Below are 13,196 nucleotides of genomic sequence, written 5' to 3' on the forward strand. Positions count from 1 at the left end.
CATAACAGAAGTGCAAGGAAAGAAGAATATGAAATTAAAAAGAAGTTTACAACATGTAACAACTTGCAAGAGCGATGCCCAGAAAAAAAAGAATGGAAATGCTCTTGTACATAATTTTGTAGCTCTTAGCGCCTGCGCCACGTTGGCAATGATTTTGGCAGTTGGAACGAAGGTGGCGGAGTTTGGTCCACGGAGCCAGGTATATGCAGCTTCGGACAAAGAGAACAGATCCGCGGATGCCTGGACTGACCTTGGAAGTGTAGAGTATGATCTGCCTACCGGAATTGCCGGTATGGTAACCAGTGTTGCAGATACTCCTTCAGCAGGAACATCTGTAACAAGAATTGGAACTTCATGCGAGAGAGTCATGGTAGGCCAGCGCGTGAAGCAGATAAAAGGAAACGTGGATGAGCTGAATGTAGGGGACTCTATGGCTGATACAGTTGCGAGCCTTGATGCAGCTGCAGTATCCATGTCTGCAAATCCGAAGATCATGTCGGACACAGATTATGATAACCTGCTTCATATAGTAGAGGCAGAGGCGGGCACAGAGGACATTAAAGGTCGTGTACTGATTGCAAATGTAATTATGAACCGCCTTTCCCATGAGGAATTTCCAGATACCATTACAGGTGTTATTCTGGATCAGAGAAATGGAATTCCTCAGTTTTCACCTGTTTACGATGGTAAGTTTTATGAAGTAACGGTAACAGATGAGACCAGGGAAGCTGTGAAACAGGCATTAGAGGGAACTGACTATTCAGAAGGAGCTCTGTTCTTTGTTCAGCGTTCTGCTGCGGACAAAAAGAACGTGTCCTGGTTTGATAAGGATTTAAAAAAATTATTTAAATATGGTGTTCACGAGTTTTACACCTACCCGGATGAAGCTAAGTCACAGAACACTGAGAATGAAACCTCAGAAGATGACACAAATGTTGTTCAGATGGTGAAAAAATAATATTTTAATAACAGTAACATTCTGTAATAAAGAGATATAAGCCGCCAGGAAATTACAATTCCAGGTGGCTTTTTCAAATTGGGTGTTGATTTAGCACGGTGAAGTATGTATAATACCTGTAAAGTTAAAATATGATAACAAAGAGAGGATGACTGTCGGAAGGTTACAGATTCCGGAATGTGTACCTCATAACAATAAGCGAAAGGCAGGAATAACAAATGCAGGTAATGTACCAGAGCACCAGAGGAAAAGGAGAACCGGTAACCGCTTCCCAGGCTATTTTAAAGGGACTTTCTGAAGATGGAGGACTGTTTGTACCAACACAGATTCCGGCACTTGATGTTTCTATGGATGAACTTTCCAGAATGACTTATCAGGAAACTGCTTATCAGGTAATGAGCCGCCTTCTTACTGACTTTACAGAAGAAGAGCTGCGCACTTGTATCAACCGAGCATATGACAAGAAGTTTGACACAGATGTGATCGCACCTCTTAAGGAAGCTGACGGGGCATATTATCTGGAACTTTTCCATGGTCCTACAATTGCATTTAAAGACATGGCACTTTCCATTTTGCCATATCTTATGACGACTGCAGCAAGAAAGAATAATGTAAAAAATGAAATCGTTATCCTGACTGCGACCTCCGGAGATACTGGAAAAGCAGCACTTGCAGGTTTTGCCGATGTTCCGGGAACCAGGATTATTGTATTCTATCCGAAACATGGCGTAAGCCCGATCCAGGAGAAGCAGATGGTAACCCAGAAAGGTGCCAATACTTACGTTGTGGGTATCACAGGTAATTTTGACGATGCCCAGACAGCTGTAAAGAAAATGTTCAATGATAAAGAACTGGCAGCAGAGCTTTCCCAGGCTGGATTCCAGTTCTCTTCTGCAAACTCCATTAACATTGGACGTCTTGTTCCCCAGATCGTTTATTATGTATATGCATATGCTGCGCTGGTGCGCCAGAACAAGATCGAAGCCGGACAGGAAATCAATATAGTAGTTCCTACAGGAAATTTTGGAAACATTCTGGCAGCATTTTATGCAAAACAGATGGGACTTCCGGTGAACAAGCTGATTTGTGCTTCTAATGAGAACAAGGTTCTGTTTGATTTCTTCTCCACAGGTACATACAATAGAAAGAGAGACTTTATCCTTACCAGTTCTCCATCTATGGATATTTTGATTTCCAGCAATCTGGAGCGCCTGATCTATCGCATTACAGGCGGAAATCCTGAGGAGTGTGCAAAACTTATGGAAAATCTTTCCAAGGGTGGTGAATACACTATTACACCTGAGATGAAAGCCCAGCTGAAGGATTTCTATGGAAACTACTGTTCCGAAGAAGAGACGAAGGAAGCTATCCGCGAAGTATATAAGACAAGTGATTATGTGATTGATACACATACTGCAGTTGCTGCTGGCGTATACAAAAAATATGTGAAAGATACCGGAGATAAGATTCCGGCAGTTATTGCTTCTACAGCAAGTCCATACAAGTTTACCAGAAGTGTTATGGATGCAATCTCCGAGGGACATGAGAATCTGGATGATTTCGGGCTTGCAGACGCACTTGAGAAGCTTTCCGGGGTGGCAGTTCCGAAGGCAGTCAACGATATCCGTACTGCACCAGTACTTCATGACCGGGTAGTAGATGCAGAAGATATGCCTGCAACTGTGAAAGAGATTCTAAAAATCAGTTAAAAATCAGTAAAAAGAATTTGTGCATTTTCTGTTGAAAAACAGTATATACTAGAGTATAATTATTTTTAGAAAAATGAATCCTGGGATGTGCGAGGCCCCTTTTATTTTTGAACCTACATTGACATCAAGGGAATCCAATATCGCAGTGCGGATGTCAGACCTCTCGTTGTGGTAGGCAGAAGTCCTGTTGAGGATACCCACCTAGCGGTTAGCTAGGCGTCAAAAGAAAGGGAACGGCATTCTGGGATTTTTTAGAACAGGGAGGCAGGTAATATGGGTGTTACAGCAAAGAAATTTGGAAACTTAACCTCTGGGGAAGAGATTACTTTATACCATCTGGAGAATAAATCCGGTGCATATGCAGAAGTGATGGATTACGGTGCCATTCTTGTGAAGCTTTGCGTTCCGGACAAAGATGGGGAGCTTACAGATGTAGTGCTTGGTTATGACGATGTTCAGCAGTACGAAGTAAATGGCTGCTTCTTTGGTGCGATCATAGGAAGAAGCGGAAACCGTATCGCAGGTGCCAGATTTTCCCTTTATGGACAGGAATACCAGCTTGACAAGAATGAGAATGACAATAATCTTCACAGCGGCCCCAATGGCTTCGAGAAGAAGATTTGGACTGTTAAGAATACAGATTCTGACAAAAATGCCATTACTTTTTCCAGAATCAGCCCGGATGGCGAGAATGGATTCCCGGGAGAATTCCAGGTGTCTGTTACATATGAATTTACAGAGGACAATACCCTGCAGATTTACTATAGCGGAATCAGTGACAAGGCGACACTGGCAAATATGACCAACCATTCCTACTTCAACCTTACAGGGGAGGGAAGCGGCAAGGTTCTTGATACATATCTTACGATCCATGCCAGAGATTATAATCCGGTGGATGAGTTCTCTATTCCTACAGGCGAATATGCAGCAGTAGAGGGTACTCCTATGGATTTTAATAAGGCGAAAAAGATTGGCCAGGAAATCGAGGCAGACTTCCAGCAGCTGAAGTACACTGGCGGATATGACCACAATTATGTGACTGACAATTACGCGAAAGGCAGTCGGAGAACGGTTGCAGTTGCTTACAATGAGACCTCTGGTATTACGATGGATGTGATTTCGGATTGTCCATGTGTGCAGTTCTATGCCGGTAATTTTGTTATTGATGAGAAGGGTAAGAATGGACATGTTTACAACAAGCGTGAAGGCTTCTGCCTTGAGACACAGGTTGAACCGAATGCAGTAAATGTGGAAGCATTCCATTCACCAGTACTTGAAGCTGGTGAGAAGTATCAGTCTTTTACCGCATATAAATTTGACGTAAGAAAATAATTACAATACAGATATTTTTGTCTGGTTTTCTTCATATACTTTTGTATGAAGAAGACCAGATTTTTTTATGGATTGAATTATTTTCTGATTGTACTGCTGGGCTGGCTGCTTTTGTTTGGAAAAGCCGCAGAAATGAACAAGAGGAGTGAAGAAAGTGCCAAAAGGGAGCAGAAAGAAAAGAAAAAGGAAACTGACGAAAACAAGGTGCAACAACGAGAGCCTTCCATTCGCGTTCTGCTCACAGACTCGTCCTGGCAATCCTGTTATCACCAGTCAGTAACCATAGAACAAAAAGGAAAAGAACATACCTACACCCCGGATTCACGGGAGCTCCAGAATGATAGTCTGCTTCTGGACGGGGGAACTGATGGCATTGCGATTCCCTCTATTGAAAGAGCTCAGAATCCTCCTGTTTATTATGGAACTCTGGAAATTAAAAAGACAGCGCAGGGGCTGCTGATTATTAATGAATTGTCCCTGGAAGCTTATCTGGAAGCTGTAGTCCCAAGTGAAATGCCTGCATCCTATGAAGAACAGGCATTGATGGCCCAGGCAGTATGTGCCAGAACCTATGCAGTTTGCCAGATACAGGAAAACAGTCTGGAAAAATATGGGGCGGATGTAGATGACAGCGTGAATTATCAGGTTTACAACAATTTTGGGGCAGATAAAAGAACAAATAAAGCAGTACAGGATACAAAAGGTCAGATCCTATGCCAGAATGGAGAACCGATCACGGCTTATTATTTTTCTACATCAGCAGGCAGGACAAGCACAGATGAGATATGGGGAGCAGACAGGTCAGCAGCTTATCTGAAAAGTGTAGAATGTGATTTTGACCAGAATATGCCATGGAGCAGCTGGAGCGTGGAAATTCCCTGGGAAACTTTAGAGAAACGATCGGGAAATCTGGAAGGCAGCGGGGAATTTATAGGGCTTCAGGTTATTAAAAAGAATATCAGTGGTGCAGTTACGGGAATGGAGATTGTGACGGAAAATAAAAGTATACAGCTGGAAGGCGAATATGAAATACGGCAATTTCTTTCCCCGGCAGGGTGTTTGATTACAGAAAAAGATGGAAGTATTGTGAACGGCAGTAATCTTCTGCCAAGCGCCTATTTTGAACTGAACGTGAAATCCGGTAAGGCAGTACAGATTCAGGGGAAAGGGTATGGACACGGTGTGGGAATGAGCCAGAACGGGGCAAATGAAATGGCCAGGGAAGGCTATGGCTGGCAGGATATCCTAAATTATTTTTTTAAGGATATTACGTTGGAAGTGGTGGGGAATAACCTGTCAAAGCGGGAAACATGACATTTTGCAAGGTATTTTTGTGAACAAAGTTCACAGAAAACCCGAGAATTAAGTTTGCGCAGCAAACGCTGCTGTTTGTGCTTGTCACAGGAAGGTTCGTCTTTTTGTGCATCGCGAAGCGTTTACTGATTATGGAGTGAACAGTAATTGTTGTTGTGAACGGAAAGAACAGTAACACCAGGAAAAAGTAGACAGAAAGCATGTTTCGTGATATGATACAAAAAATGATTACGAAAATGTAACAGGAGCAATCATATGGATAAGAAGAAAGAAAAACAGAGCGTTCTCCAGCTTCTGTTCGGTTTTATGGACAGGGCAAATGGAGACCATGTGGGAGCTTATGCGGCACAGGCAGCATATTTCCTGATTATGTCTTTTATTCCGTTTATTCTGTTTCTCACGACTATAATTCGATATACACCTTTAACATACAATATGGTCAGCGAAACCATCCGGGCATTTGTGCCCCACAATATACAGAATTTTGTGCTTACCATTGTATCAGAAGTATATGGCAGAAGCACGGCGGTAGTTCCGATTTCTGCTATCATGGCATTGTGGTCTGCAGGAAAAGCCATGCAATCCCTTACGAACGGACTGAATAGCATTTATCACGTCCATGAGACCCGTAACTGGCTGATTACCAGAATGTATGCAGTTGTTTATACATTTCTGTTCAGCATTGCAATTATTGCAAGTCTTCTGCTTCTGGTTCTTGGAAATCAGATTCAGATTATGGCAGGAAAGTACGTTCCATTCTTTGGGAGAATTATCGGAAAGATCATTGGAGCCAGGACGGCGCTTGTATTTGCCGGACTGTTTCTGATCTTTCTGATTTTGTATAAAATGCTTCCAAACCGTAAAGCTACTTTTAAAAGTCAGGTGCCGGGAGCTCTTCTGATTGCAGCAGGTTGGTCCCTGTTTTCCTATTTCTTTTCTATTTATTTTGACATGTTTCCAGGCTTCAGCAATATGTATGGAAGCCTGACTGCGTTGATCATGGTGATGCTGTGGCTGTATATCTGTATGAATCTGCTGCTGTATGGAGCAGAGATCAACGCTTATTTTGAAAAACAGTTCAGAATGGCCCAGGCATCCATGAGGGAAATGCTCAGCCGCGAGCGCGATGAGGCGGAAAAAGAGCTTAATAAAGAGAAGAAAAAATATCTGGAAAAAGAGAATGAGAGAAAGAAAAAGATTGAGATGAAAGCTTCAGCTGAGAAAAAGAAGGAAGAGCAACAGACAAATTAACCTCTTGACAGATTCACTCTGATGTGGCATAGTTATAAAAGAGAAAAAGCCAGGAAGGTGTTTTTAGGAAATTATTTTCTTTCAGAGAGAGGAAGCCACCGGCTGTAAGCTTCCTTAAGTTCAGATAGTTTCTGAGTTTCGCACCGGAGCCGCGTTTCTGAAATTTCCAGTAGGAAGCGACGTGAAGCTGCGCGTTAAGCGGCGGGAGAGCCTGTATATACAGGAATCAGGGTGGTACCGCGGAATATGCTTCGTCCCTTTTGTTGGGGACGGAGCTTTTTTATTTTCACGAGCAAGAGTCAAAGTCCACGCTTGGGTGAGATCTTGGTGACTGCCGCGAAAATGTAGGAAATACGCAAAGCGGGTTTTTCGCATTGTAAAGTCCTTGGAGCGCGAGCGCGGAACAATCCGCTTTACGAAAGAAAAAATCTGCTATGTAGATATTTTCTTACCTTCCTTCCCCCCCCTCATCTGGCAGATTATAAAAATAAAGGAGAAATGAACCATGGATATGAAAGAAAGACTTCAGGAACTGGCTGAGAACGCCAGAGTACGGATTGAAGAATCCGAAGGCCTGGATAAATTAAATGATGTGCGTGTGGCATATCTTGGAAAAAAAGGAGAGCTTACCGCAATCTTAAAGGGAATGAAGGACGTTTCCCCGGAGGAGAGACCGAAGATTGGCCAGCTTGTAAACGAGACCAGAGCTAAGATCGAAGGTCTTCTTGAAGAGTCTAGACAGAAACTGGAAGAAGCAGTCAGAGAAGAGAAGATGAAAGCAGAAGTAATCGATGTTACCCTTCCTGCAAAGAAATCCAGAATCGGTCATCGTCATCCCAACAGCATTGCGCTGGAAGAGGTTGAGCGCATTTTTATTGGAATGGGCTATGAAGTTGTAGAAGGTCCGGAAGTTGAATATGCAGATTACAACTTTACCAAGCTGAATATTCCGGAGAATCATCCGGCAAGAGACGAGCAGGATACTTTCTTTATCAATGATTCCATACTTCTTCGTTCCCAGACATCTCCGGTTCAGGCACGTGCCATGGAAAAAGGCAAACTGCCGATCCGTATGATTGCACCTGGAAGAGTATTCCGTTCTGATGAAGTAGATGCAACTCATTCTCCATCCTTCCATCAGATTGAGGGCCTTGTAATAGATAAAAATATTACGTTTGCAGACCTGAAAGGAACTCTTGAAGTATTTGCAAAAGAACTTTTCGGACCGGAAACCAAAACAAAATTCAGACCACATCACTTCCCGTTTACAGAGCCAAGTGCAGAGGTTGATGTTTCCTGCTTCAAATGTGGCGGAAAAGGCTGTCGTTTCTGTAAAGGATCCGGCTGGATCGAAATCCTTGGCTGTGGAACAGTTCATCCCAATGTACTTCGCATGTGTGGAATCGATCCGGAAGAGTACACTGGTTTTGCATTTGGCGTAGGTCTTGAGCGTATTGCGCTTCTGAAATATGAGATTGATGATATGCGTCTGCTTTATGAAAACGATGTCCGTTTCCTGAAACAGTTCTGATTTCTGGGCGTCGCGAAGCGTGTAACTGTGAAGATACTGAACAGTTACCTTTCATAATATAAATATTAGAGTGAGAAGAGGATTAAATAAATGAATACTTCATTATCTTGGATGAAAATGTATGTGCCGGATCTTGATGTAACCGCACAGGAATATACAGATGCAATGACATTGTCAGGTACAAAGGTAGAAGGCTTCACCAGGCTTGACGCTGACCTTGACAAGATTGTGATCGGACAGATTGAGAAAATTGAGAAACATCCGGATGCAGATAAGCTGATCATCTGCCAGGTGAATATCGGATCTGAGGTGATCCAGATCGTTACTGGTGCTCCAAACGTAAAAGAGGGAGACAAGGTTCCGGTTGTTCTTGACGGAGGTCGTGTAGCCGGAGGACATGATGGAAAAATGACTCCTGGCGGAATCAGGATCAAAGCCGGAAAACTTCGCGGAGTACCGTCCAACGGCATGATGTGCTCCATCGAAGAGCTGGGAAGCAACCGGGATATGTATCCGGAAGCCCCAGAATATGGAATTTATATATTCCCGGAAAACGCAGTTGTAGGTGAAAGCGCTATTAAGGCTCTTGGACTTGATGACGTTGTATTTGAATATGAGATCACATCCAACCGTGTTGACTGTTACGGTGTTCTTGGAATTGCAAGAGAAGCAGCAGCTACTTTTGGTAAGAAATTTTACCCTCCGGAAGTTAAAGAGACAGGAAATGATGAAAAAGCTTCTGATTACGTAAAGGTAACTGTAGAGAAACCGGAGCTTTGCCCACGTTATTGTGCAAGAGTTGTAAAAAATGTTAAGATCGGACCATCTCCGAAATGGATGCAGCGTTGCCTGGCTTCCAATGGAATCCGCCCGATCAACAATCTGGTAGATATCACCAACTATGTAATGGAAGAGTTTGGACAGCCAATGCATGCTTACGATCTCGATACGATTGCAAACCATGAAATTGTTGTACGCTGTGCGGGTAAAGATGAGAAATTTGTCACACTGGATGGTCAGGAACGTATTATGGACGAGAACGTCCTGATGATCTGCGATGGTGAGAAACCAGTTGGAATCGCAGGTATTATGGGCGGCGAGAACTCCATGATCACAGATGACGTACACACAGTTCTGTTTGAGGCAGCCTGCTTTGATGGAACAAACATCAGACTTTCTTCCAAGAGAATCGGACTTCGTACAGATGCTTCCGGCAAGTTTGAGAAAGGTCTTGATCCGAATAATGCAAAGGCTGCAATCGACAGAGCCTGCCAGCTGATGGAAGAGCTTGGTGCCGGTGAGGTTGTTGGCGGTATGGTTGATATCTGCAATAAGGTCAGCAAGCCATCCCGTGTAAAATTTGAGCCAGACCGTATCAACGGTCTTCTTGGAACAAATCTTTCCAAAGAAGAGATGCTTGGCTATCTTGCAAAGATCGAACTCACCTATGATGAGGAGACAAATGAAATCGTAGCACCGACTTTCCGCCAGGATATCCACTGCATGGCAGATGTTGCAGAAGAAATTGCACGTTTCTACGGATATGACAAGATTCCTACAACTTTGCCATCCGGTGAGGCTACTACAGGAAAAATGCCATTCAAGCTTCGCATTGAAAATATCGCAAGAGATATTGCAGAGTACTGCGGATTCTCAGAAGGTATGACTTACTCATTTGAGAGCCCGAAGGTATTTGACAAACTGAGAATTCCAGAAGATAATGTACTTCGTCAGGTGATCACCATCAGCAATCCTCTTGGTGAGGACTACAGCATTATGCGTACCAGTACACTGAATGGAATGCTTTCTTCTCTGGCAACTAACTATAACAGAAGAAACAAAGACGTTCGTCTTTATGAGCTTGGAAATGTATATCTTCCGAAGGCACTTCCGCTTACCGAGCTTCCAGATGAAAGAACCATGTTTACACTTGGAATGTACGGAAACGGTGATTTCTTTGATATGAAGGGCGTTTGTGAGGAGTTCTTCGAAAAAATCGGTATGAAGAAGAAAATGGAGTATGATCCGGCAAGCGGAAAACCATTTCTTCATCCTGGAAGACAGGCCGATATGGTATACGAGGGAACCGTTGTAGGTTACCTTGGAGAGGTACATCCGCTGGTTGCAGATAATTATGGAATTGGGGAGCGCGCATATATCGCAATGATCGATATCAAGAGCGTTCTTGAATTTGCAAATTTTGACCGCAAGTTTACCGGAATTGCAAAATACCCGGCAGTAACCCGTGACATCAGTATGCTGGTTCCGAAACAGGTGCTTGCAGGTCAGATCGAGGACATTCTTGCTCAGAGAGGTGGAAAGATCCTGGAGAGTTATCAGCTGTTTGATATCTACGAAGGAAGCCAGATCAAGGGTGGCTACAAGTCTATGGCTTATGCGCTTGTATTCCGTGATCACGACAAGACTCTGGAAGAAAGCGAGATTTCTGCGGCAATGAAGAAAATTTTAAATGGTCTGGAAGGACTTGGAATCGAGTTGAGAAGCTGATGCTTTTATATATTGTAAGACACGGTCTGACGCCCTGGAACCACCTTCATAAGGCTCAGGGTTCAGCAGACATTCCTCTTGCTCAGGAGGGAATTGATCTTGCCAGAAGAACAGGCGAGGCTTTGATGGATGTAAAGTTTGATATCTGTTTTACAAGTCCTCTTACCCGTGCGAGACAGACTGCGCGGTTGGTTCTGGGTGGCCGTGATATTCCTGTGATACCGGATAAAAGGATTCAGGAAATTAATTTCGGGGTTCTGGAAGGGCACATTATGAGAACTGGAAATACTATGGAGTCCAACTGCAAAGAATTTGATCTGTTTTTTAAGGATCCTCTGAAATTTCCGCGTCCGGAAAACGGAGAGAATATACAGGATGTCCTGGATCGTACCAGAGAATTCTGGCTTGAAAAAACCTCAGATCCGTCTCTGGCAGACAAGACGATTTTGGTGTCTTCCCATGGATGTGCAGTGCGGGCTCTTCTCCAGAACCTGTACAAGGATCCTGAGCATTTCTGGCATGGATGTGTGCCTCCTAACTGCAGCATTAACCTGGTAGAAGTGAAGGATGGTAAGGCCAAATTCCTGGAGGAAGATAAGGTTTACGCCTGAAAATATGAAATATGATATAATACCCCTGGCTGTATGAAAAAGGTGTGAAACGATTACTGTGAAGGTCGTGAGCAGTAACAGGTAACGTTTTTCATTAGGCAAGGGGTATGTTTTTTCTTGTTATTATTAGAAAATTGTGATATTATGATAAAAAATGTACCATTATTAATGGAAAATTCACAAAATGCACCAATTTATTACGATGAAAGCCCTGGGGCGTTCAGATTGCGGGAATGATTTTTTAAACAGCTCTGCAGATGCTATAAGCGCAGAGTAGTTGGCATTCATATATGGTGATGCCGTCGACAGACGGCATATCTATTTTGTGAAAATACAAATGGGGAGGCAGACAATGAAGAAAAAAATCACACATTCTGTATTGTTTGTTGCGGTTCTTGCAGGAACCACTGCTTTGACTTTATTTGCCGGCAGGGGGAACTTATCATCTACGATCTACAATTTCGTATTTCTGGCGGTGATCGCAGTCCTGTATCTGATCGCAATGTTTGGCGGAATGTTCCGTATGAATAATCTGAGTACGGCATTCCACAGAGCAGTAGAGGAGCTGAACAGTATGTTCAAGACTCCCGGGAAGACAGATCCCAGGAATCTTACATATTTAGGCGAGCTCTTCGATGATAAATATCTGGATCAGAAGATGGACAGCTTTACAGACAGCATTAACAATAGTAAAGAAGGTCTTGGGGATATTGAGGAATTTATTAATGAAGATGAGCTGGATATCCATGTTCATAAGAAGCTTCTGGAAATGGTTCCGGATATCTTTACCAGTCTTGGTATTTTAGGTACTTTCCTTGGTCTTGTCTGGGGTCTTCGCGATTTCCAGCCTACAGATTACAGCGCCATGACTTCTTCTGTAGAAGCGCTGGTGGAAGGTATTAAAGTAGCATTCCTTACCTCTATTTATGGTATCTCTTTTTCCATTATTTATACCTTTGGGATGAAGGGAGAGTATTCATCCATGACAGAGGAGCTTCAGGGATTCCTTGAAAAGTTTCATTCTTATGTAATGCCTACAGCGGAGAATGAGTCCAGAAATCTGCTGCTTGCAAGCCAGAAGCTGCAGACAAGCGCCATGAAACAGATGGCAGAGCAGTTTTCCGTTCAGATGGCAGACAGCTTTGAGAAGGTTATCACACCTACCTTCCAGAAGATGAATGATTCTCTGGATATGCTGGTTTCTTCTGTAACCAGATGTCAGGAGGATGCTATTCGTGAAATATCGGACGAATTTTTAAAACAGATGAACAATTCTTTCCATATGCAGTTCCGTGATTTCAACGTGGCACTGGATCAGCTGAAAAAGGCACAGAAAGAGAATACAGCTTATACTTCTGCCATGTACCAGACTATGAGCCAGAAGCTTTCTGAGACCTATGACAAGCAAGACAAAGCCATTACAGATATGGTAAGGGAGATGGGAGGTATGCAGACCCGCTACATGTCTACTGCCAATCGTATCCTTTCTGAGAATCAGGAGATCCAGAAGATGCAGCAGCAGGATTATCAGCATATTGTGGATTATCTGAAGGATGCCGAGAAATCTGCAGCTAAGTTCTGGGTTGCCTGCAACCAGGCAATGCAGAAATATGTTGAAACAGCAGCTTCTTCTATTGAGAGAGTAGGGGCTACAGGTCAGGCAAGTGCAGATCTGATCCAGGCAAACAGCAAGATGGCAGAGCAGTTTACGGCCCAGATGGAGGATTTTGCCCAGTATCAGAGACTTTCCTATAAAACAATGGAACAGGTCCGCAAGCTCCTCAGTGAGGTGACTGCAGCGAATACCAGAGATGTATCTCTGATCGCAAGCGGAAGAAATGATTCTGTAGAGAAGCTGGGCAATCTGATTGCTCAGCAGAATGAGGGACAGCAGGCTCTTCTTGAGGAAATCAACAAGAACATGAAAGAGCTTTCCAAGGCGGCACAGAAAGGAAAATTTGGCTTATTCAGATAAGAGGAGA

Annotated in this window: 9 protein-coding genes, 1 other RNA gene and 1 other annotated feature; all 10 genes read left to right on the forward strand. The window is 43.4% G+C overall.

All coding sequences use genetic code 11. The features are described from left to right. Positions 1-28: 28 nt before the first annotated feature. Positions 29-958, forward strand: a complete 930-nt coding sequence (locus tag ABHC48_RS12795) for a cell wall hydrolase (protein WP_173715514.1) — start codon at positions 29-31, stop codon at positions 956-958. A 218-nt stretch (positions 959-1,176) separates the two neighbouring features. Next, positions 1,177-2,667 carry a threonine synthase gene (gene thrC, locus ABHC48_RS12800; protein ID WP_118578462.1) on the forward strand — a complete coding sequence of 497 codons (1,491 nt, stop codon included), beginning with the start codon at positions 1,177-1,179 and terminating at the stop codon, positions 2,665-2,667. Positions 2,668-2,741: 74 nt separating this feature from the next. Next, positions 2,742-2,919, forward strand: a non-coding RNA gene (gene ssrS / locus ABHC48_RS12805) — 6S RNA. Positions 2,920-2,940: 21 nt separating this feature from the next. Further along, a complete protein-coding gene (locus ABHC48_RS12810; RefSeq protein ID WP_118578461.1) occupies positions 2,941-3,999 on the forward strand; it encodes an aldose epimerase family protein in 1,059 nt (352 codons plus the stop codon). A gap of 132 nt (positions 4,000-4,131) precedes the next feature. Next, positions 4,132-5,313 carry a SpoIID/LytB domain-containing protein gene (locus ABHC48_RS12815; protein WP_347505650.1) on the forward strand — a complete coding sequence of 394 codons (1,182 nt, stop codon included), beginning with the start codon at positions 4,132-4,134 and terminating at the stop codon, positions 5,311-5,313. A 255-nt stretch (positions 5,314-5,568) separates the two neighbouring features. After that, the gene (locus ABHC48_RS12820) at positions 5,569-6,564 is read left to right on the forward strand and encodes a YihY/virulence factor BrkB family protein (RefSeq protein WP_347505652.1); all 996 of its coding nucleotides are present in this window, start codon (positions 5,569-5,571) and stop codon (positions 6,562-6,564) included. Positions 6,565-6,606: 42 nt separating this feature from the next. Further along, positions 6,607-6,826: a binding site (T-box leader), on the forward strand. 249 nt (positions 6,827-7,075) lie between these two features. Continuing rightward, positions 7,076-8,095, forward strand: coding sequence for a phenylalanine--tRNA ligase subunit alpha (gene pheS, locus ABHC48_RS12825; protein ID WP_294423236.1), 1,020 nt, complete (start codon positions 7,076-7,078; stop codon positions 8,093-8,095). Between the two features lie 90 nt (positions 8,096-8,185). After that, positions 8,186-10,603, forward strand: coding sequence for a phenylalanine--tRNA ligase subunit beta (pheT, locus tag ABHC48_RS12830; protein ID WP_347505653.1), 2,418 nt, complete (start codon positions 8,186-8,188; stop codon positions 10,601-10,603). Further along, complete coding sequence (locus ABHC48_RS12835; protein ID WP_347505655.1) at positions 10,603-11,214, forward strand: histidine phosphatase family protein; 612 nt, start codon at positions 10,603-10,605, stop codon at positions 11,212-11,214. The genes pheT and ABHC48_RS12835 overlap by 1 nt, the downstream gene beginning before the upstream one ends. Before the next feature lie 352 nt (positions 11,215-11,566). Beyond that, entirely contained in the window at positions 11,567-13,189 is a 1,623-nt protein-coding gene (locus ABHC48_RS12840; protein WP_173715520.1) for a MotA/TolQ/ExbB proton channel family protein, read from the forward strand. The last annotated feature ends 7 nt before the right edge of the window (positions 13,190-13,196 follow it).

The sequence above is a fragment of the Ruminococcus sp. 1001136sp1 genome, assembly GCF_039841815.1.
GTDB classification, from domain to species: domain Bacteria; phylum Bacillota; class Clostridia; order Lachnospirales; family Lachnospiraceae; genus Blautia_A; species Blautia_A faecis.